The organism is Bradyrhizobium sp. USDA 4461, assembly GCF_054055655.1.
Genome location: NZ_JBSRXM010000001.1, coordinates 5,846,826 through 5,867,446, shown reverse-complemented (window position 1 = coordinate 5,867,446; position 20,621 = coordinate 5,846,826). Strand labels below are relative to the sequence as shown.

16 protein-coding genes and 1 pseudogene are annotated in these 20,621 nt (G+C 64.9%); 7 read left to right on the top strand and 10 right to left on the bottom strand.

From position 1 onward, the window contains the following. Positions 1-71: 71 nt before the first annotated feature. A complete protein-coding gene (locus ACVINW_RS27425) occupies positions 72-839 on the bottom strand; it encodes an SDR family NAD(P)-dependent oxidoreductase (protein ID WP_456754179.1) in 768 nt (255 codons plus the stop codon). 74 nt (positions 840-913) lie between these two features. Further along, positions 914-1,621, bottom strand: coding sequence for a histidine phosphatase family protein (locus tag ACVINW_RS27420; protein ID WP_456754178.1), 708 nt, complete (start codon positions 1,619-1,621; stop codon positions 914-916). A gap of 139 nt (positions 1,622-1,760) precedes the next feature. Here ACVINW_RS27420 and ACVINW_RS27415 point away from each other — a divergent pair, with 139 nt between their 5' ends. The 3 genes from ACVINW_RS27415 to argE all read left to right on the top strand — a co-directional run bounded on the left by ACVINW_RS27415 (position 1,761) and on the right by argE (position 6,010). Continuing rightward, positions 1,761-2,546 (top strand): SDR family NAD(P)-dependent oxidoreductase, encoded by a 786-nt coding sequence (locus ACVINW_RS27415; RefSeq protein WP_456754177.1) that lies wholly within the window; start codon positions 1,761-1,763, stop codon positions 2,544-2,546. Between the two features lie 419 nt (positions 2,547-2,965). Then, positions 2,966-4,144: an IS481 family transposase gene (locus ACVINW_RS27410; RefSeq protein WP_456749619.1), complete on the top strand. Its 1,179-nt coding sequence runs from the start codon at positions 2,966-2,968 to the stop codon at positions 4,142-4,144. 696 nt (positions 4,145-4,840) lie between these two features. After that, complete coding sequence (argE, locus tag ACVINW_RS27405) at positions 4,841-6,010, top strand: acetylornithine deacetylase (protein ID WP_456754176.1); 1,170 nt, start codon at positions 4,841-4,843, stop codon at positions 6,008-6,010. A gap of 213 nt (positions 6,011-6,223) precedes the next feature. On the opposite strand, the gene ACVINW_RS27400 is transcribed toward argE, so the two are convergent. The 3 genes from ACVINW_RS27400 to ACVINW_RS27390 all read right to left on the bottom strand — a co-directional run bounded on the left by ACVINW_RS27400 (position 6,224) and on the right by ACVINW_RS27390 (position 9,720). Beyond that, positions 6,224-7,138, bottom strand: a complete 915-nt coding sequence (locus tag ACVINW_RS27400) for a DMT family transporter (RefSeq protein ID WP_456754175.1) — start codon at positions 7,136-7,138, stop codon at positions 6,224-6,226. 156 nt (positions 7,139-7,294) lie between these two features. Next, complete coding sequence (locus ACVINW_RS27395) at positions 7,295-8,353, bottom strand: phosphotransferase family protein (RefSeq protein ID WP_456754174.1); 1,059 nt, start codon at positions 8,351-8,353, stop codon at positions 7,295-7,297. 134 nt (positions 8,354-8,487) lie between these two features. Beyond that, positions 8,488-9,720 (bottom strand): acyl-CoA dehydrogenase family protein, encoded by a 1,233-nt coding sequence (locus ACVINW_RS27390; protein ID WP_456754173.1) that lies wholly within the window; start codon positions 9,718-9,720, stop codon positions 8,488-8,490. A gap of 257 nt (positions 9,721-9,977) precedes the next feature. Between ACVINW_RS27390 and ACVINW_RS27385 the strand changes: the two are divergent. Beyond that, positions 9,978-10,668, top strand: a pseudogene (locus ACVINW_RS27385) (TetR/AcrR family transcriptional regulator). 7 nt (positions 10,669-10,675) lie between these two features. Here the strand turns inward: ACVINW_RS27385 and ACVINW_RS27380 are convergent. Then, a complete protein-coding gene (locus ACVINW_RS27380) occupies positions 10,676-11,071 on the bottom strand; it encodes a Rid family hydrolase (RefSeq protein ID WP_456754172.1) in 396 nt (131 codons plus the stop codon). 333 nt (positions 11,072-11,404) lie between these two features. Continuing rightward, complete coding sequence (locus ACVINW_RS27375; protein ID WP_456754171.1) at positions 11,405-12,631, bottom strand: CaiB/BaiF CoA transferase family protein; 1,227 nt, start codon at positions 12,629-12,631, stop codon at positions 11,405-11,407. Positions 12,632-12,903: 272 nt separating this feature from the next. Here ACVINW_RS27375 and ACVINW_RS27370 point away from each other — a divergent pair, with 272 nt between their 5' ends. After that, the gene (locus ACVINW_RS27370; RefSeq protein WP_456754170.1) at positions 12,904-13,149 is read left to right on the top strand and encodes a hypothetical protein; all 246 of its coding nucleotides are present in this window, start codon (positions 12,904-12,906) and stop codon (positions 13,147-13,149) included. 72 nt (positions 13,150-13,221) lie between these two features. Here the strand turns inward: ACVINW_RS27370 and ACVINW_RS27365 are convergent, their stop codons facing one another. The 3 genes from ACVINW_RS27365 to nirB are packed head-to-tail and all read right to left on the bottom strand — an operon-like array spanning position 13,222 to position 18,693. Next, the gene (locus ACVINW_RS27365; RefSeq protein WP_456754169.1) at positions 13,222-15,885 is read right to left on the bottom strand and encodes a nitrate reductase; all 2,664 of its coding nucleotides are present in this window, start codon (positions 15,883-15,885) and stop codon (positions 13,222-13,224) included. 22 nt (positions 15,886-15,907) lie between these two features. Beyond that, positions 15,908-16,237 (bottom strand): nitrite reductase small subunit NirD, encoded by a 330-nt coding sequence (gene nirD, locus ACVINW_RS27360; protein ID WP_456754168.1) that lies wholly within the window; start codon positions 16,235-16,237, stop codon positions 15,908-15,910. Continuing rightward, entirely contained in the window at positions 16,234-18,693 is a 2,460-nt protein-coding gene (gene nirB / locus ACVINW_RS27355; protein WP_456754167.1) for a nitrite reductase large subunit NirB, read from the bottom strand. Before nirB ends, nirD begins: the two co-directional genes overlap by 4 nt. 114 nt (positions 18,694-18,807) lie before the next feature. On the opposite strand from nirB, the gene ACVINW_RS27350 reads away from it, so the two are divergent. Together ACVINW_RS27350 and ACVINW_RS27345 are read left to right on the top strand one after the other, a co-directional pair. Next, on the top strand, positions 18,808-18,999 hold the full coding sequence (locus ACVINW_RS27350; protein WP_456754166.1) for a hypothetical protein: 192 nt from the start codon (positions 18,808-18,810) through the stop codon (positions 18,997-18,999). Positions 19,000-19,331: 332 nt separating this feature from the next. Beyond that, positions 19,332-20,591, top strand: coding sequence for an MFS transporter (locus ACVINW_RS27345; RefSeq protein WP_456754165.1), 1,260 nt, complete (start codon positions 19,332-19,334; stop codon positions 20,589-20,591). The last annotated feature ends 30 nt before the right edge of the window (positions 20,592-20,621 follow it).

Genomic DNA, 20,621 nt, shown 5'->3' with positions numbered 1-20,621 from the left:
CGTACTGGATCACCCGCTTTCGCGGGTGATGACGAGTTGAAGGTATGGCGCGCTTTGCGCACCAACACGCGTCAGCTGATCGTCGCGCCACCGTCGATCACGACGGTCTGGCCGGTCATGAAGTCGCCGGCGCGCGAGCCCATGAGCACCGCGGCGCCGGCGATCTCGTCCGGCACGCCGATCCGCAGCAGCGGCGAGCGTGCGGTCGAGGCCTTCAGATTGTCGGGATTGTCCCACAGCGCCTTGGCGAAATCGGTCTTGATCAGGCCGGGCGCGATGCAGTTCACGCGGATGTTGTGCTTGCCGTATTCGCACGCGAGGTTGCGCGCGAGCTGCATGTCGGCGGCCTTGGAGATCGCGTAGGCGCCGAGGATGGTCGAGCCCTTCAATCCACCGATCGAGGAGACAATGATGATGGAGCCGTCCTTGCGCTCGATCATCTGCGGCACCACCATCGAAATCAGCCAGTTGTTGGCGACGATGTTGTTGTCGAGGATTTTCCGGAACTGATCGTCGGAGATGCCGGCGAGCGGGCCATAGTAGGGATTGGATGCCGCGTTGCAGACCAGCACGTCGATCTTGCCGAAGGCGCGGTTGCTCTCATCGACCAGGTTCTGCAGATTTTCCTTCGACGAGATGTTGGCCGCGATCGCAACCGCGGTGCCCTTGCCGTAAGTGTCGTTGATCTCGCTCGCGACCTGCTCGCAGACGTCGGCCTTGCGCGAGGAGATCACCACCTTGGCGCCGTGCTCGGCCATCCGCTCGGCGATCGCACGTCCGATGCCGCGCGTCGAGCCGGTGATGACGGCGACTTTTCCCTTCATGTCGAACAAGGTCATGGTTTTCTCCCTGATGTAAGGTGTTTGAATTCTATTTTGAGCTTAAGCAGCGTTGTCGTGTTGCGATAGCGTCATCACGCGAGCTTGCCCGCCGGCCGCACCTCGGGCCCGGACGGCTGATGCATCGCGGCGTGGCGGGGATCGGCGATCCAGGGCTGCTGGTTGACCATCGGCAGCCGCCAGGTCGACACGTTGGGCGCCGCGATGTGATCGAGCCGCGTCACCGAGACATTGTCGATGTCGAACGACAGGCCACGGTCCGGCTGGCCGCCCAGCGCAAGACCGACCGCGGCCCGGATCACGCCGCCATGGCCGACCGCGATGATGTCCTTGCCGGCCTCCGCAGCGGTGATCCGCACGATGGTGCGGCAGACGCGGGTGTAGAGATCCATGAAACTCTCGCCGCCGGGGGCCGGCTCGTTGACGTCGGCGAACCAGAGATTGCCCGGCGGACGACTGGCGAGGAAGGCGGCGCGGTTCATGCCCTGCCAGCGTCCGAGATGCAGCTCGGCGAAGTCGCGCTCCTGCGTCATGCTGCCGGGCTTCGGATAACCGGCGGCCCAGATCGCATCAGCGGTCTTGTGCGTGCGCTTCAGATTGCTCGAATACCACACGGCATTGCGCGGCAGCATCTTTGCGACCGCCTCGAACACTTCGACGTCACCGGTGTCGCAGTCGATATCCTCCTGCCCGTAGATGTTGCCGCCGTCGCTGCGCACCGGCGCGTGACGAACCCACCACCACCGCGTCACCGTCACGTCAGGCTTCTCTGGATTGGACATCGGATGAGCCCTTCAATAGTGTCCCGTCACGCTGTACGTCACGCCGCACCTCGTCTCAAGTGCATCGGACGTTTGAAATTTTGTTTGAATTCCGTCGCGCGGCAGACGCACGGAGGATCACGTGAACAGGGAGAAACCTATGGGCCGCCTCGAAGGCAAATCCGTCATCATCACCGGCGCCGGCAGCGGCATCGGCCGCGCGGCGTCGCTGCTGTTCACCAGGGAAGGTGCCAAGCTGATCGCGGTCGATCGCAGCGACGGCGTCAACGAAACCGCAAAACTGGTGCGCGACGCCGGCGGCACCATTGAGGCCGTCACCGCCGATGCCGGATCGGAGAGCGACGTGAAGGCCTTCATCGAGAAGGCGGTCTCGACTTACGGCAAGCTCGATGCGATCTGGGCCAATGCCGGCGTGAGCGGCGGCCTCGTGCCGCTCGCCGACCAGACGCCGGAACATTGGCAGGAAGTGCTGCGCGTCAATCTGATCGGCCCGTTCCTCGCGATCAAGCATTCGATCCCGCACATGACCAGGCAGGGCCATGGCTCGATCGTCTGCACGGCCTCGGTCGCGGGCCTGAAGTCCGGCGCCAGCGGACATCCCTATGGCGCGAGCAAGGCCGGCGTCATCAGCCTGGTGCAGACCACCGCCTACTCGCTCTCCGGCACCGGCGTGCGCATCAATGCGATCTGCCCCGGCCTGATCGAAACCGGCATGACCAAGCCGGTGTTCGACCGCGCCAAGGAGCGCGGCACCCAGGACAAGATCGGCCAGCTCAATCCGCTGAAGCGCCCCGGCCAGCCGCACGAGCTCGCCGCGATGGGATTGTTCCTGGCAAGCGACGAAGCATCCTACGTCAACGGCCAAGCGATTCCGGTCGACGGCGGCCTCACCGCCTCGATGCCGTATACGGGCAAGCCGATCTAGCAGGGGTGCTCTCCGTTCGCGGTGCCGATTCCGGATCACGCGACAGCGGCGCCTACCACCGTCGTCCCGGCCGAGTGCGCAATTGCGCACGGGGGCCGGGACCCATAACCACCGCATTCCGTTGTGAACGAGATTTGTGGCCCCGGCGTCGCCCAACAATGCGCATTTGGGGTAACGGGTCCCGGTCTTCGCCGGGACGACGATGAAGATCAGTCTCGATTCAATTGCCACGCTTTCGGTGTCATCACCCGGCTTGACCGGGTGATCCAGTATTCCAGAGACGGCGGTGCTTGAGCCGAGAAGCCGCGGCGTACTGGATCGCCCGGTCGAGTGTTTAGACCGGACAGATCACTGACAGGTGTTCGGAGACATAGCTGACACGTCAAAATTGGCTGGATTGGTCGATTCGGGAGCCGTCCATGCCGTGGAGCGAGGTGTCAGTGATGGATCAGCGACGAGAGTTTGTGCGGCTTGCTCTGCAGGAAGGCGCGAACCGGCGAGAGCTGTGCCGGCGCTTTGGGATCAGTCCTGATGTCGGCTACAAGTGGCTGAGGCGGTGGCATGCCGGCGATCGGGAACTGGCCAATCAGTCCCGTCGACCGAAGACGATGCCCAAGCGCAGTGCGATCGCGCTGGAGGCGCAGGTGGTGGCGGTCCGCGACAAGCATCCGGCCTGGGGAGCGCGCAAGATCGCCCATTGCCTGAAGCGGGACGGGCAAGCTGTGCCAGTGGCCTCTACGGTGCATCGGATCCTGTGCCGACATGAGCGGATCAAGCCGAGTGAGAAGGCACCGCCCGGTCCGCCAGGCCATCGCTTTGAGAAGGAGGCTCCCAATCAGCTGTGGCAGATGGACTTCAAGGGCCACATGCCTCTCGGCAACGGGACGCGGTGCCATCCGCTGACCATGGTGGACGATCACTCGCGCTATGCTCTGTGCCTGAAGGCATGTGCCAATGAGCAGCGCCCCAACGTGCAGAAGCATCTGACCGATACCTTTCGCCGCTATGGCCTACCGGACGCCTTTTACATCGACAACGGCTCGCCCTGGGGCGATACGTCCGGCGCTCGCTGGACCGCGCTGAAGGTCTGGCTGCTCAAGCTCGGCATCCATGTGGTGCATGCCAGGCCGTGTCACCCGCAGGGCCGCGGCAAGAACGAGCGCTTCCATCGCAGTTTGAAAGCGGAAGTGTTTGCCCTGCGCTCGTTCCGCACTTTGCCGGAAGTCCAGCGTGCCCTGGATAGCTGGCGCACACTCTACAATTTGGAGCGGCCTCACGAGGCGCTCGGCATGGCTGTCCCAGCCGACCGCTACCGGCCGAGTTCTCGCGCCATGCCGAACCGTGTTCCGAAGGTCGAATACGATACCGGAGAGATCGTTCGCATCGTCTCCTCGACACGGAGCTACGTCGCCTTCCGGGGGCAGATGTGGAAAGTCCCGCAAGCCTTCTGCGGCGAGCCTCTTGCGATCAGACCGCTCAACCGCGACGGCAACTACGGAATCTTCTTCGCCAGCTGGCAGGTCGCATCAATCGACTTGACCAATGGCAGACCTGTCAGTGATGTGTCGGAACAGGCGTCAGCCATGTCTCCGGTCTAAACATCGAGCCGGGCGATGACAGTAGTGGTGGGGATATAGCTTCGCGTTCTCGCGACATGAATTGCCCGAGCTTTGCATTTCGTTCCGCCCTCTTCTCGAAGAGGGCGCAGGGAAAGCCGGGTGCCGATCGCACCCATGGGCCCCGAGCAATGGGGTAGAAAGCACGGGGGTAGGACCACAGGTGTAACCGGAGCAATCCGGCTTTCCCTGCGCGATGGCTTACGGCTTATACGTGCTCTCCCCGGCGAGACTTGGCTTTGTTGTCACCGTCTTCACAACGCGCATTTGCGCAATCGGAAGAGACACCTACCGCTAGGGCGTCAGGCCTGCACGATTTCGCCGTCCGCCTTGCGTGCTCTCGTCAGGCCACGCGCAGCGTCCACCGCATCTCGACCCGCGTTCGTGACGACCGCGAAGCGCCCCTCGTGTCGGGTGAGACGGGTACACCATACACCGAGTTGTCATTACGATAAACCGAATTATTTTTGCTGGGCAGGATTGACAGGTTTTGCTGAGTTGCCCGTCGTGTCGAATGAGCAACACCGGTCCGGCTTCGCAGGTCTGTCGCTATCGCCGCGCAACGCCCCCGGTCCCGGCCCGGATATTGCTTGGACCCGGCAGGCAAACCAGCTGTTATACTTCGCTGGCAAGATCGCCGTCGCAATTCCCAACACACTCCCGGCAAACGAACAGGCAATGCAAAATCCACGTTCCGACCGTATCCGCAAGCTATTGGCCGACCTCGTCGCCTTCGACACCATCAGTGACCGCAGCAACCTGCCTCTGATCGACTACATCGAGCGCTATCTCGCCGCGCTTGGCGTCGGCAGCCAGCGCATTGTCGACGACACCGGACAGAAGTCCTCGCTGTGGGTGACGATCGGCCCCGATGACAAGGCCGGGCTTGCTCTATCGGGGCATACCGACGTCGTGCCGGTCGCGGGACAGGACTGGAGCCACGACCCGTTCGAACTGGTCGAGCGCGACGGCCGGCTGTACGGCCGCGGCACCACCGACATGAAGGGCTTTGTCGCGGTGTGTCTCGCGATGGTGCCGGAAATGCTCGCGACCGACCTGAAGACGCCGATCAATCTTGCGATCTCCTATGACGAGGAGATCGGCTGCGTCGGCGTGCGGCCGATGCTGCGCGAGGTCGCGCGCAAGCCGATCCGGCCGCTCGGCTGCTTCGTCGGCGAGCCGACCCAGATGCAGGTGATCATCGGGCACAAGGGCAAGCACGGCGTGCGCGCCACCTTCCGCGGGCTCGCGCGACACTCCTCGATCGCGCCCGACGGCGTCAACGCCATCGAGTACGCGGCCGACCTGATCGCCGAGATCCGCCGCCGCGCCGGGCAGCTTGCCGCGAAGCGCGAGCGCGACAGTCTCTACGACGTGCCGCACTCCACGCTGCTGACCAGCGTCGTGCATGGTGGCGCCGCGCTGAACATCGTGCCCGATCACTGCACGGTGGATTTCGAATGCCGCGGCATCGGGATCACCGAGTCGCGCGAGGTCACCGATGCGATCGTCGCCTGGGCGAAGGCCGAGATCGAACCAAAGATGCGCGCGCGGCATCCGGATTGCGGCATCGACTTCGAGGAGATCCTCGATTACCCCGCGCTCGACACCGCGGCCGACGCGCCGATCGTCACTCTCGCCAAGCAGTTTGCCGGCCGCAACGACCACGCCAAGGTCGCCTTCGGCACCGAGGCCAGCCTGTTCGTGAGCATGGCCGACGTGCCGTCGGTGGTGGTCGGCCCCGGCTCGATCGCGCAGGCGCATACGCCGGATGAGTTCGTCGAGATGTCGCAGCTCGAGGCCTGCGGAGATTTCGTCGCCAGGCTGATTGCGCATTGCGCGAAGTGAGGCTGGACGTGTAGGGCGGATTAGTCTTACTGCGTCATAATTCTGCCTCCGCCGTCATTGCGAGGAGCGAAAGCGACGAAGCAATCCATCCAACCGCGTTTGCGGACCGATGGATTGCTTCGCTTCGCTCGCAATGACGGCTAGATTCGTTCACGGCTTCTCAGAATCGGCCGAAAACAGCGCGTGTGACGCAGTATCCGCCCTACAAATTCCCTACAGCCCATCCGGCGGCAGGCCCGGTCCCGTTGCGGCGGGGCGGAGCTTGTCGCGCTTGCGCTCGCGGTAGAAGGCATAGAGGCCGGAGGCCACGATGATCGCGGCGCCGGCTAGCATCGCACCGTCGGGCTTATGGCCGAAGGCGAGATAGCCGGTCAGCATCGCCCATGGCAGCGCGGTGTAACGGAACGGCGCCACCGCCGAGATGTCGCCCGTGCGCAGCGACACGATGATGCACTGATAACCGATCAGGATCAGGACCGCGGCGAGTGTGAGCAGGCCGAGCGCCTGGCCGGACGGCGCCTTCCAGCCGCCGAGCGGCACCAGTACGGCGGCGCCGGCCGTCGTCACCGTGACAGTCGTGAGCAGCGTGATGAACACGGTCGGCAATTGCTTCGGGATGCGGCGGGTGGCGAGATCGCGCACCGCGCAGAAGCCGACCGAGGCCAGCGCCAGCAGCGACGCCTGGCTGAAGCCTTCTGCACCGGGACGGACGATCACCAGCACGCCGATGAAGCCGGCCGCGATCGCAAGCCAGCGCCGCCAGCCGACCGGCTCGCCGAACACCAGCGCCGCGCCGAGCGTGATCACGAGCGGCAGCGCCTGGAAGATCGCCGACGCATTGGCGAGCGGGATCTGCGCGATCGCCGAGAGATAGGTCAGCGTGCCGCCGATCTCGCCGAGCACGCGCAGGCCGACCGGCCAGATCAGTAGCGCGCTGAAGCTACGCAGCGCATCGCGGTACCACGCGAGCGCCGCGACCAGCACCATCGCGACCAGGCCGCGGACCAGCAGGATCTCCCCGATATTGAGCTCCGCCGCCACCGCCTTGGTGATGGTGTCGTTGACCGTGAAGCTGGCCATGGCCGCAGCCATGAACAGGCTGCCGCGTAGATTCGAAGAGAGGGGCAAAACGAAAATGTCCGATCAGGACCAGGCGGGAAATATCGATCGGACTGAATTGCCAAAGCGGCGCAGCGAACTCAAGTCACAGATGACTACAGTGTGGAAACATGCCGCAGCCCGCAACAGCGGCGCGACCCCTGTGGATCGCGCCGCTTTGTCGGATCAGACCGCGCCGGCCTTCTGCGCGTATTCCCATGACGCCTTCGACAGCGGCACGGTGCGCGCGGCCGATTCGAGGGCCTTGGCATTCGCGGCGGTGCCGTCGCGGACGCGGCCCGCGATGCCCTGCGTGATGCCGGCGAGGCGGAACAGATTGTAGGAGAAGTACCAGTTGAGATCCGGCACGGCCATGCCGGTGACGTTGCAATAGATCTGCGCGGCCTCGTCCTGGCTCGGGATGTTCAACGCCTTGAGATCGGCATTGGCGAGGCCCGGCATGGTCCACTGCATCAACAGATAGGTGAAGTCGGCCATGGGATCGCCGAGCGTCGACAATTCCCAGTCCAGCACCGCCTGCACCCGCGGCTCGGTGGCGTGGAAGATCATGTTGTCGAGGCGATAGTCGCCGTGCACGACCGAGACCCGCTTCTGCTCGGGCACCGTCTTCGGCAGCCACTCGGCGAGCTTCTCGAATTCCGGAATGTGCTGCGTCTCGGACGCGCGGTACTGCTTGGTCCAGCGATCGACCTGGCGCGCAAAATAATTGCCGGGCTTGCCGAAATCGCCGAGGCCGATCTTCTCGGGATCGAGGACGTGCAGCTTGGCCAGCGTCTCGATCTTGCTGGTGAAGATTTTCCGGCGCGCGTCCGGCTGCTGGCTCGGCAGCGTCGGATCCCAGAATACCCGCCCTTCCTCCATCGACATGATGTAGAAGGCCGAGCCGATCACCGCATCGTCGGTGCACAGCGCGTAGGCTTTGGCGACCGGGAAGTTCTGCTTGCCGAGCGCCGCGATGACGCGGAACTCGCGATCCACCGCATGAGCCGACGGCAACAGTTTACCGAACGGCCGGCGGCGCATCACATAGTTGCGGCCGGGGGTTTCGAGCTTGTAGGTCGGGTTGGACTGGCCACCCTTGAACTGCAGGACCTTGAGCGGACCCTGATAGCCCTCGACGTGCTGCTTCATCCAGGCATCGAGGTTCGCCTCGTTGACACGATGGCGCTCCTCGACTTCCCGTGTTCCGGAAAATTCCTCGTCTTTCCTGACGCCGTCCGCCACGATGACGCTCCCTCAACTCGATTTTTCAGGGAGCGCGTTGGGCGCTCCCGCGATCAGGCTGGCCAGCCAGCCTGATTTGTCTTTTTCATTCTGAGCACGATGTGCGCGCGAACGCCATGCGTTCCGCATCATGCTCAATGTGACGTGTTTGCATACTTCCGAACTTCGAGCCTGGCAATGGCGCGATTATGCACCTCGTCCGGACCGTCGGCGAGACGGAGCGTGCGGATGTGGGCATAGGCGCGCGCGAGCCCGGCGTCGTCGGAGACGCCGCCGCCGCCGAACGCCTGGATCGCCTGGTCGATGATCTTCAGCGCCATGTTGGGCGCTGCGACCTTGATCATCGCGATCTCGGCCTGCGCGGTCTTGTTGCCGACCTTGTCCATCATGTCGGCGGCCTTGAGGCAGAGCAGACGGTTCATCTCGATGTCGGTGCGGGCCTCGCCGATGCGCTGCTCCCAGACCGAATGCTCGATGATCTTCTTGCCGAACGCGGTGCGCGAGGCGAGCCGCTTCACCATTTTCTCCAGCGCCTCTTCGGCCTGGCCGATGGTGCGCATGCAGTGATGGATGCGGCCCGGGCCGAGACGGCCCTGCGCGATCTCGAAGCCGCGGCCCTCGCCGAGCAGGATGTTCTCCTTCGGCACGCGGACGTTCTCCAGCAGCACCTGGGCATGGCCGTGCGGCGCGTCGTCGAAGCCGAACACCGGCAGCATCTTCTCGACCTTGATGCCGGGGGTATCGAGCGGCACCAGGATCTGCGACTGCTGCTGATGCTTGGCGGCGTTGAAGTCGGTCTTGCCCATCAGGATCGCGATCTTGCAACGGGGATCGCCGACGCCCGACGACCACCATTTGCGGCCGTTGATGACGTAGTGATCGCCGTCCTTCTCGATCCGGGTCTCGATGTTGGTGGCATCGGAGGACGCCACCGCCGGCTCGGTCATCAGGAAGGCGGAGCGGATCTCGCCGTCCATCAGCGGGCGCAGCCATTTGCGCTTCTGCTCCTTGGTGCCGTAGCGGATGAACACTTCCATGTTGCCGGTATCGGGCGCGGAGCAGTTGAACACTTCCGAGGCCCAGGAGATGTGGCCCATCTCTTCCGACAGCAGCGCGTATTCGAGATTGGTCAGTCCCGCGCCGTGGAATTCGTCATCCTCATGCGAGGACGGCGGCATGAACATGTTCCAGAGCCCTTCGGCCTTCGCCTTCTTCTTCAGGTCCTCGAGGACCGGGATCACCTTCCAGCGCGGCCCTTCGGCGTCCTGCTTCTCATAGATCGGCACCGCCGGGCGGACGTGCGTTTTCATGAAAGCCTGAACGCGCTCCAGCCATTCCTTCTGCTTGGGCGACATCGTGAAATCCATGGGACGCTCCTCGTTTCCTAGACTTGGGCCGTTTGGGTCTTGGCCTTTTGAACAACATTGTCCGCCCCGCCCCCGCGGCTCGCAAGGGCGTTCGCGGACGGATGGCGCTGGTGTGCCAGAACGCCGCCCCGCGATCTGCGGATTGACATTTCCGGCTCTTCAAACGATAGTTTCATACAAATGTTTGAAATGCAACTCCCTGTCGTCTTCGTCGTTCCGGCGCATCGCGCCGCGGAATAACGGAAAGGCTCTCAGCCATGGCCAGCGATCACACCCGATCCGCCATTCTCGCCGCCGCCGAACGGCTCTATGCCGATCGCGGCTTCGGCGATGTCACGCTGCGCGACATCGTCGCGGAGGCGAACGTCAACCTTGCGGCGGTGAATTATCATTTCGGCTCCAAGGACGAATTGATCGCGGAGCTGTTCGTCACCCGCAGCATCCAGACCAACCGCGAACGCCTCAATGAATTGAAGGCGGCGGAAGAAGCAGGCGGCGGCCGCGCCGCGATCGAGGACATCATGCGCGCCCTCGTCGGCCCCACTCTGCGCGGCTGCCTCGGGCCGGACCGCGAGGGCTCGACCGCAGCACGCTTCATGATCCGCGCCTCGATCGAATCGGTGCCGCCGATCCGCCGCATCAAGAACCGCGAGGTCGATCATTTGCGCAAGTTCGCCGCCCGCGATGCGCCGCGCGATGCCGGGCCGCGACGATACCGAACTGTATTGGGGCCTGCACTTCGCGCTCGCGATGGCGCACCACACCATCCGCGAGAAGGAACGCCTGCTGCGGCTGTCGGAAGGCAAATGCGATCTCGACGACGTCCGCGCAATCGTCGATCGGGTGGTCACGGTATCGGTGATGGCGCTGACGATGGGCGACGCGCCGAGCAAGCCGGCCGCGCGGCCGGTGCTGGTGCACGGCCGGCTGACGCGGCAGGATTTGTAAGAGCCGCCTACACCATCGCGATGCAGTCGATCTCGATGTCGAACGGCCCGGTCCATTCCGGGATGCAGACGAAGATCCGCGCCGGCAGCTCGTCAGCGAAATATCTGCGGTAGATCGCGTTGAAGGTCGCGAAGTGTTTTGCCGAGGTGCAGAAGATGTTGCACTTCATCACATTGTCGAACGAGGCGCCGGCGACCGCGAGGCACTGTTTGAGCTGCTCCATGACGAGCTCGCTCTGCCGCTCGATCGATGCGCCGGCCGCGATCTCGCCGGTTGCCGGATCGAACGGCGGCAGGCCGGAGACGAACACCATGTTGCCGGCGCGGGTGACCGCGGACGCCGGCGCCTTCCAGCGCTCCAGCCAGCTCGAGATCGGTTCGACGCGGATCACTTCCCGTTTCATGATTGGCACCTGCGATGAGGGATCGATGGCGCCAATCTAGCAGGCTGGTGTCAATGATGCTTCGATACAGGTCGAAGTGTGCTGAACCCGATTGCTCTATCACCGTCATCCTGAGGAGGCCGCGCAGCGGCCGTCTCGAAGGATCGACCGCCACCAGCCGGGCCGCGCATCCTTCGAGACGCGCTACGCGCTCCTCAGGATGACGGTCTGAGAAATTGTAGTGAGCGGCCCCCCACGTCATCGTGCTGGCGAAAGCCAGGACGACACTGAATACATTCACACTCTCTCAGGATGACGGGAAAACTGCAGCGCGCGCGGTTTCGAATCCTACTCCTACAAAATCCCCTGCGCCTTCAGGCCTTCGACCTTGGCCTCATCATAGCCGATGGTCGCCAGCACGTCCTTGGTGTCGGCGCCGAGCAGCGGCGGGGCGCGGTAGTCGGTGATCGGGGTGCCCGAGAAGGTCAGCGCGTTGCGGATCAGCGACAGGTTCGGCTCGAAGGGATGGTCGACCTTCACCCGCATGCCGCGCGACTGCACGTGTGGATCGCTGAACACCTGCTCGAAGTTGTTGATCGGGCCGGACGGCACGCCGGCCTCCTCGAGCTTCTCCAGCCAATAGGCCACCGGCTGCTTCAGGAACAGGCCGGCGAAGATCGCCATGATCTCCTTGCCGTGCACGACGCGGTCGTTGTTCTTGACGAAGCGCTTGTCGTTGGCAAGCTCGGGTTCGCCGAGCACCGCGCAGGTGCGCTGGAACTGGCCGTCATTGCCGACCACCAGCATCAGCTCGCCGTCGGTGCAGCGGAACACGCCGGCCGGCATGCCGCCATTGCCCCAGGTGCCGCGGCGCGGCGGCATGTTGCCGTTGACAAGATAGATCTGGAGCCAGTGCGACAGCGAGGCGATCACGGTGTCGAACAGGCAGACGTCGACATGCTGCCCTTCGCCGTTGTTGGCGTCGCGATGGTAGAGCGCCGACAAAATGCCGATCGAGGTGTTCATGCCGGTCATGTAGTCGACGATCGAGGGGCCGACCTTCATCGGGCCCGCGCCGGGCTCGCCGTCGATATGGCCGGTGACGCTCATCAGCCCGCCCATCGCCTGCAGGATCGCGTCATAGCCGGCACGCGTGGCATAGGGGCCGGTCTGGCCGAAGCCGGTGACCGAACAATAGATGATGCCGGGGTTGATCTGCTTGATGGTGTCGTAGTCGAGGCCGTAGCGCTTGAGGTCGCCGACCTTGTAGTTCTCCATCATCACGTCGACCGACTTGGCCAGTTCGCGGATGATCGCCTGCCCTTCGGGCTTGGCGATGTTGACGGTGACGGACTTCTTGTTGCGGTTGGCGCAGAGGTAGAACGAGTTGTTGTTGTTCGCCTTGCCCTCGGGATCTTTGAGATAGGGCGGGCCAAAGGCGCGGGCGTCATCGCCGCCGCCGGGCCGCTCGATCTTGATCACCTCGGCGCCGAGATCCGCCAGCATCTGGGCCGACAGCGGGCCCGCGAGCACCCGCGTCAGGTCGAGAACTTTGATGCCCGAGAGTGGCAGAGCCGACATGAAGCATTCCTCCGATTTCTTGCTCAATCTTGATTGTCCGGCGCCGGACCGGGCCCTGCCCGTGTTCGCGGCCGCCAGCGCTTGCCGATACACCATTTTGCTGTCGCGAGCACTGCATTGTCGGCATGAAGCCATCTCCGGGCGGCCTATGTGCGGCGCACCGGCCGGAACCGGCCCTGCCCCGTCCTGCCGCCACGCGAAATTGTGAAGATCGCCGACACCGATTTGTCTCAGCGCCGGCGCTATCCTGCCGCGACGAGGAGGAGGACGCGATGCGGACGATCATGACGGTCGGACTGCTGACATTGGTTGCGGCCGCGATGCCGCCCGCCGAGGCGCGCGGCGGCCACGGCCATGGCGGCGGCCACAGCCACGGCATGCATGCCGGCGGCGGCAGTCGCGGCGGCGGATTTGCCGACGACAAGCGCCATGGCAACGATGCCTATACCAAGGCAGCCTCCGACGAGGAGGACCGCCTGCTCAACAGCAAGCTGAAGAGCATCTGCCGCGGCTGTTAGCGCGTGATCCGGAAAAGTGCGAAGCGGTTTCCGAAGAGATCATGCTCGCGTGCTTCGTACCGGCAGCGGAAATCAGGACGCGATCGCCTGCCGCGGTTGGGCGGTGGCCCCGATCAGCTTGCCGATCTCGGGCTTGCAGCCACCGCAATTGGTGCCGGCCTTCAGGCAGCGGCCGATCGCCTCGACGCTGGCGGCGCCCTTCTTGATCTCGGCTGTGATCTGGTGCCGCCCGACGCTGAAGCAGGAGCAGACGATCGGGCCGACATCCTCGCCCGCGCCGAACGGCCGTCCCGCCAGCAGCGACATCCGCGCGTTGGCCGAGAGCTGCTGTTCGGCAAACAGCCCGGTCAGCCAGGCCCGCGACGGCAGCGCGTGATCGGGCGCGATGAAGACGCAGCCCTCGAGCCGGCCGTCGCGCACTGCCGCGTAACGGAAGCGTCCCGCCGCGGGATCGCGATAGGCGATCCATTCGATCTCGACGCCGTCGAGGCCGAGCTGCGTCCTTGCCCAGTCGCGCCAGCTCTCCGGGCGGGCATCTAGCGCGAGCTCCAGCCGCGTGCCATCGCCGGCCTTGCCGTAAACCCAGTAGCCTGACGCCGGACGCTTGATCGCACCGCGGCTCAGGATGAAGGCGTGCCATTGCGGCGCGTAGGGATCGGCCTTGACCGGCGTGTGCTTGGATTCCGGCTGGCCGGACAAGGGATCAACCGCTGGGTTGACCAGCGCGTTGACGCGGCCCTCGCCGGCGAACTCCTCGTTCCAGTGCATCGGCACGAACACGCAGCCGCGGCGCTGGTCGGCGCTGACCACGACGCGCGCGATCATCTCGCCCCAGCTGCTGGTCAGCCGCACCAGCCCTTCGTTCTGCAGGCCGGCCTGGCGTGCATCCTCGGGATGGAATTCGGCATAAGGCTCGAAGATATGCGACAGCAGCCGTCCGGTTTTTCCAGTCCGGGTCATGGTGTGCCACTGATCTCTGATACGGCCGGTGTTGAGCACCAGCGGAAAGTCGCGGCTGGTGGCGTTGCGCGCCGCGCGCGGCGCGACCGGCACGAACCGCGCCTTGCGGTCGGGCGTGAAGAATTGCTGGCTCTCGAACATCCGCGGCGTGCCGGAAGGATGCTCCGACGTCACCGGCCACTGCATCGGCGCCAGCGCGTCATAGCCGTCGTCGTCGAGCCCAGCCAGCGCCGAGATGTCGAAATCGCGCTTGCCGTCATTCTCGAAGCCCGACAATTCGGCATGCTCGCGGAACACCTCGGCGGCCGACGCGTAGCCGAAGCCGGAATATCCCATGCGTTGCGCAACGTCGCAGATGATGCGCCAGTCGGCGCGCGCCTCGCCCGGCGCCGCCAGGAACGGCCGCTGCCGCGAGATCCGCCGCTCGGAATTGGTGACGGTGCCGTCCTTCTCGCCCCACGCCAGCGCCGGCAACAGCACGTCGGCAAGCCGCGTGGTGTCGGTATCGCGCATGCAGTCCGTCACCACGACGAGCTCGCAGGCCTCGAGCGCGGCGCGGGCGCGGTCGGCATCCGGCAGGCTCACCACCGGATTGGTCGAGATGATCCACACCGCCTTGATGCGGCCGTCGGCGATCGCGTCGAACATGTCGACCGCCTTCAGCCCGCCCTTCTCCGCAATCACGGGCGCGCGCCAGAACCGTTGCACCAGCTCGCGATGCGAGGGATTCTCGAGCTCCATATGCGCGGCGAGCTGGTTGGCGAGCCCGCCGACCTCGCGGCCGCCCATCGCATTGGGCTGCCCGGTCAGCGAGAACGGCCCCATGCCGGGACGGCCGATGCGCCCCGTCAGGAGATGGCAGTTGATGATGGCGTTGACCTTGTCGACGCCGCTCGATGACTGGTTGATGCCCTGCGAATACAGCGTGACGACGCGCTCGGTCTTGGTGAACCAGTCGAAAAACAATCCGACCGCGCCTTCGGTCAGGCCGCAGGTCGCAGCGGTCTGCGCCAGGCTCTGCCCGCCGACCTGCTTGAGCGCATCGACGATCCCGGTCGTGCAATTGCCGACAAAGGCGCGATCGACCGCATTGCTGCCGGCCAGAAAGGCGAACAGCCCGTTGAACAGCACGGAATCGCTGCCCGAGCGCAGCGGCAGATGCAGATCGGCGCCCTCGCAGGTCGCGGTGCGGCGCGGATCGATCACCACGATCTTGCACGCCGGGTTCTTCTCCTTGGCCGCCAGCATGCGCTGGTGCAGGATCGGATGGCACCAGGCGGCGTTGGAGCCGACCAGCACCAGAAGCTCGGCCTGCTCGAGGTCCTCGTAGCAGCCCGGCACGGTATCGCTGCCGAACGCGCGTTTGTGACCGGCGACGCTGGAGGCCATGCACAGCCGCGAATTGGTGTCGATATTGGCGGTGCCGACAAAACCCTTGGCGAGCTTGTTGATGACGTAATAGTCCTCGGTCAGGAGCTGGCCGGAGACATAGAACGCGACCGCGTCGGGCCCGTGCTCGCGGATGATCCGGCTATAGCCGTCGGCGACGCGATCGAGCGCGTCGTCCCACGCCGCCGGCGCGCCATCCACCATTGGTTCGAGCAAGCGCCCGTCGAGATCGATGGTCTCGGCGAGCGCCGAGCCCTTGCTGCAGAGCCGGCCGAAATTGGCCGGATGCTCCTTGTCGCCTTCGACCCGGACAGTGCCCGCCGCGTCCTTTGACGCGATGACGCCACAGCCGACACCGCAATAGGGACACGTGGTCTTGACCGGCATTGCCGCTTCGTTCCCTGACCGCTCAGCTCACCGCAGCCGCCTGCCGCACCGCCAGCCAGACCACGCCGTTCTCGACCTTGGCCGGATGGGTATGCGTGCAGCCCTCGTCGGGCGCGACCGCCTGGCCAGTGGCCAGCTCGATGACGAAATTATGCAGCGGACAGGTCACGCGCTTGTTGTGCACGATGCCCTGCGACAGCGGCCCGCCCTTGTGCGGGCAGCGGTCGTCGAGCGCGAACACCTCGTCGCTCTCGGTGCGGAACACCGCGATGTTGCCGCCAGGGGTGCGCACCACGCGCGAGCCGAGCCGCGGAATGTCGTCGAGCGCGCCGATTTCGATCCAGCTGGTCATGCGAGCTCCAATTCGGCGAGAGGCGCGAACTCGTTGCGGTCGACGCCGTGGCTGGCGCGCTCGGCCCACGGATCGGTCTGCGCGAACTGCTGCGAATAGGCGAAACGGGCGAACAGCGCCTTGCGGTTCGCGACGTCGTCGACCACCCGCTTCCGGATCTGCTCGAGACCGACGCGGTCGCACCATTTGTACATGCGCTCGAGATACCAGCCCTCCTCGCGATAAAGCTGGGTCAGCGCCACGATCACCTCGAGCGTCTCGTCCTCGGTCTCGACCTTGGTCAGAAACTCGGTGCCCTTGATGTGCAGGCCGGCGGCGCCGGCGAAATGGATCTCGTAGCCGGAATCGACGCAGACCACGCCGACGTCCTTGCAGGTCGCTTCCGCACAGTTGCGCGGGCAGCCGGAGACGCCGAGCTTGACCTTGGCCGGGGTCCAGGAGCCCCACATGAATTTCTCGAGTTTGACGCCGAGACCGGTGGAATCCTGGGTGCCGAAGCGGCACCATTCGGAGCCGACGCAGGTCTTCACCGTGCGCAGGCCCTTGGCGTAGGCGTGGCCCGACACCATGCCGGCGTCGTTGAGATCGGCCCACACCGCCGGCAGGTCCTCCTTCTTGACGCCGAGCAAATCGATGCGCTGGCCGCCGGTGACCTTCACGGTCGGGATGTTGAACTTCTCGGCGACATCGGCGATGGCGCGCAGCTCGCTCGGCGTGGTGACGCCGCCCCACATCCGCGGCACCACCGAATAGGTGCCGTCCTTCTGGATGTTGGCGTGGACGCGCTCGTTGATGAAGCGCGACTGCTGGTCGTCGCGATATTCGCCGGGCCAGGTCGCGAGCAGATAGTAGTTCAGCGCCGGACGGCAGGAATGGCAGCCGTTCAGGGTCTTCCACTCCATGAAGCGCATCACGGCCGGAATGGTCTTGAGCTGCTGCTCGACGATGACGCGGCGGACGTCGTCATGGCTGTGATCGGTGCATTTGCACAGCGGCTTGACCTTCGGCGCCGCCGAATAGTCGCCGCCGAGCGTGAACGCCAGCACCTGCTCGACCAGGCCGGTGCAGGAGCCGCAGGACGACGACGCCTTGGTATGGGCGCGGACGTCGTCGAGCGTGAACAGCTTCTTCTCCGAGATCGCCTTGACGATCGCGCCCTTGCAGACGCCGTTGCAGCCGCAGATCTCGGTCTCGTCGCTCATCGCGGCGACCGAGTTCTGGCCGCTGACGCCGCCGTCGCCGAGATTGGCGGCGCCGAACACCAGGCGCTCGCGCATATGCGAGACGTCGGTGCCGTCGCGCAGATGCTGGAAGTACCAGGGACCGTCGATGGTGTCGCCGTAGAGCACCGCGCCGACGATCTTCTTGTCCTTCAGGATGATGCGCTTGTAGACGCCGCGGTTGGCGTCCTGCAGCACGATCTCCTCCTTGTCCGGCCCCGGCGCGAAGTCGCCGGCCGAGAACAGGTCGATGCCGGTGACCTTCAGCTTGGTCGAGGTGACCGAGCCGTCATAGGTGGCAAAGCCCTTCATCGCGAGATGGTTGGCGCAGACCTTGGCCTGCTCGAACAGCGGCGCCACCAGGCCGTAGACCTGGCGGCGATGCTGCACGCACTCGCCGACCGCGTAGATGCGGCCGTCATAGGTCTGCATGGTGTCGGAGACGACGATGCCGCGCTCGCAATAGAGCCCGGCCTTCTTGGCGAGCTCGAAATTCGGGCGGATGCCGACCGCCATCACCACGAGATCGGCCGCTAGCTCGGTGCCGTCGCCGAAGCGCACGCCGGTGACGCGCTCCTCGCCCAGGATCGCCTGGGTCTGCGCCGGCATCTTGAACACCATGCCGCGCTCTTCCAGCGACTTGCGCAGGAGGCCGCCGGCGACCGGATCGAGCTGGCGCTCCATCAGGGTGTCGAGCAGATGCACGACCGTGACGTTCATGCCGCGCTTCATCAGCCCGTTGGCGGCTTCGAGGCCGAGCAGGCCGCCGCCGATCACGACCGCGTTGCGATAGTCGGTCGAGGCCTTGATCATGCGATCGACATCATAGATGTCGCGGAAGCCGATCACGCCCGGCAGGTCCTTGCCGGGCAGTGGCAGCATGATCGGATTCGAGCCGGTCGCGATCAGCAGCCGGTCATAGGGCACGCGATCGCCGGCGTCGGTGACGACTTCGCAGGTCCGGCGATCGATCATCGAGATCGTCTCGCCCTTGCGCAGCGTGATGTTGTTGTCCTCGTACCAGTCGACGGTATTGAGCATGATGTCGTCGACGGTCTTCTCGCCGGCGAGCACCGGCGACAGCAGGATGCGGTTGTAATTGCCGTAGGGCTCGGAGCCGAACACGGTGATGTCGTAGAGATCGGGCGCGCGTTCGAGCAGCGCCTCCACGGTGCGGATGCCGGCCATCCCGTTGCCGATCACCACGAGCTTCTGCTTGGTCACTTTGTCGAGCATGGTCTGCCTTTCAATTCCGACGACGGTGCTCAGCGACGCGGCGCGCGTCGTCGATCGACACCGATCAGGTTTGGAGTTGTTAGGAAGCCCAGCCGCGGGCGCAGACCGTCCTCAATGACGATCGATGTTCCGTTATTGACTGATATTCAAAACGCGTGCCAGTTCGCGGCGGACGAATCTCGCTGCAAAATCAATGGGTTTCTGGCGACCTCGAATCTGGCCGGCCGCGCGGCGCGACCGCAGCTGGCCGATTTTTTAGCCACGCCGATGATCTCTTGTGCAGCACAGCATCTGCGGCCGTGGTGACGATCGCGAACCCGCGATCGATGTGCCATCGCGCGCACATGGCGCATCGCACAAGAAAGCATCAGGGTGCGCGTTTGCGCGGCGGCCCTTGCTGCGAGCCACGCCAATCGCGCGCACCGAACGCGGTCCGCGATCTCTTTGCAACGTCTTGCGACTGCAAGGCAAAGCGACGCGATCGATTCGATGGCACGGTAATTGCTGACCTCTGTAGTTGACGGAGTGCGTCTCAACGACGAGCGCACTCATGCATTCACCCACATTCGATTTTATCTGCGCCCGGGATGGCCGCTGTTCAGCGGCTGCCTCTGCCGCATCACCGCGAGACGTGTGCGATGAAGCTAGCCGAGTTCAAGAAGGCAGGTCACTGGCCGACCCTGCTCGCTGCGTTCCTGTATTTCGACATCAGTTTCATGGCGTGGGTCGCGCTCGGGCCGCTGATCGTCTACATCGCACGCGATATGAATCTGGCGGTGAACGAGAAGTTCACTCTGGTCGCGATTCCCGTGCTCGCCGGCGCGCTGCTGCGCGTGCCGATGGGCATTCTCGCCGACATCATCGGCGCCAAGCGCACCGGCATCATCGCCCAGCTCATCGTGATCGCAGCGACCGCGTCGGTCTGGCATTTCGGATTGACCAGCAAGCTCGCGATCGAGCTGTTCGGGCTTGCGCTCGGCGTCGGCGGCGCCTCGTTCGCGGTCGCCCTGCCCCAGGCGAGCCGCTGGTATCCGCCGCAATATCAGGGCGTGGTGATGGGGATCGCCGGTGCCGGCAACATGGGCGTCGTGCTCGACACGCTGCTGGCCCCGAGCATCGCCGAACATTGGGGCTGGCAGGCCGTGTTCGGCTGCCTGTTGATCCCGATGCTGATGGTGCTCGCCTATTATGCGGTCGCGGCCAAGGACGCGCCGGGCGAGCGCAAGCCGATCTCGCTGAAGGCCTATGGCGCGCTCTTGAAGGATTCCGACAGCCGCTGGTTCATGTTCTTCTACTTCATCACCTTCGGCGGCTTCGTCGGCCTCGCCAACGCGTTGCCGCTGTATTTCACCGTGCAGTATCACGTCTCGGGCGTGGCGGCCGGCATGCTGGTCGCGCTGATCGTCGCGTTCGGTTCGGGCTTTCGCCCGGTCGGCGGCATGATCGCGGACCGCATCGGCGGCATTCGTTCACTGTCGATCCTGTTCGGCGTCGTGGTCGCCGCCTATCTGGTGATCGCCTTCATGCCGGAGGGCCCGACCGCGCCGACGCAGGCCGGCTGGGCGCTGACCGAGCTGCCGCGGATCGCCTGGGTCTCGGTGCTGCTGTTCTCGATCGGCGTGCTGGCGCTCGGCATGGGCAATGGCGCGGTGTTCCAGCTGATCCCGTTGCGCTTCCGCCACGAGATCGGCCTGATGACCGGGCTGGTCGGCTGCGCCGGCGGCGTCGGCGGCTTCTTCCTGGCGCAGACGCTCGGTTACGCCAATGGCATGACCGGCGGGTTCGGCGCCGGCTTCCTGTTCTTCGGCGCCCTGGCGTTGCTTGGCTTCATCGGACTTGCCATGGTCAAGGTCCGCTGGCGCACCACCTGGGGCGCGGTGTCGGGAGCGCGCGTCTGATCGCCCGCTCCGGAGAGGACGGGCCCGGAC

Coding starts and splice junctions, on each gene's coding strand:
- ACVINW_RS27375 (WP_456754171.1), bottom strand. CDS start 12,631: ATGTCGGCTCTGCCACTCTCGGGCATCAAAGTTCTCGACCTGACGCGG.
- ACVINW_RS27390 (WP_456754173.1), bottom strand. CDS start 9,720: ATGGATTTCACGATGTCGCCCAAGCAGAAGGAATGGCTGGAGCGCGTT.
- nirD (WP_456754168.1), bottom strand. CDS start 16,237: ATGACCAGCTGGATCGAAATCGGCGCGCTCGACGACATTCCGCGGCTC.
- ACVINW_RS27425 (WP_456754179.1), bottom strand. CDS start 839: ATGACCTTGTTCGACATGAAGGGAAAAGTCGCCGTCATCACCGGCTCG.
- ACVINW_RS27365 (WP_456754169.1), bottom strand. CDS start 15,885: ATGCCGGTCAAGACCACGTGTCCCTATTGCGGTGTCGGCTGTGGCGTC.
- ACVINW_RS27350 (WP_456754166.1), top strand. CDS start 18,808: ATGACGATCGATGTTCCGTTATTGACTGATATTCAAAACGCGTGCCAG.
- ACVINW_RS27410 (WP_456749619.1), top strand. CDS start 2,966: ATGCCGTGGAGCGAGGTGTCAGTGATGGATCAGCGACGAGAGTTTGTG.
- ACVINW_RS27370 (WP_456754170.1), top strand. CDS start 12,904: ATGCGGACGATCATGACGGTCGGACTGCTGACATTGGTTGCGGCCGCG.
- ACVINW_RS27380 (WP_456754172.1), bottom strand. CDS start 11,071: ATGAAACGGGAAGTGATCCGCGTCGAACCGATCTCGAGCTGGCTGGAG.
- ACVINW_RS27420 (WP_456754178.1), bottom strand. CDS start 1,621: ATGTCCAATCCAGAGAAGCCTGACGTGACGGTGACGCGGTGGTGGTGG.
- argE (WP_456754176.1), top strand. CDS start 4,841: ATGCAAAATCCACGTTCCGACCGTATCCGCAAGCTATTGGCCGACCTC.
- nirB (WP_456754167.1), bottom strand. CDS start 18,693: ATGCTCGACAAAGTGACCAAGCAGAAGCTCGTGGTGATCGGCAACGGG.
- ACVINW_RS27415 (WP_456754177.1), top strand. CDS start 1,761: ATGGGCCGCCTCGAAGGCAAATCCGTCATCATCACCGGCGCCGGCAGC.
- ACVINW_RS27345 (WP_456754165.1), top strand. CDS start 19,332: ATGAAGCTAGCCGAGTTCAAGAAGGCAGGTCACTGGCCGACCCTGCTC.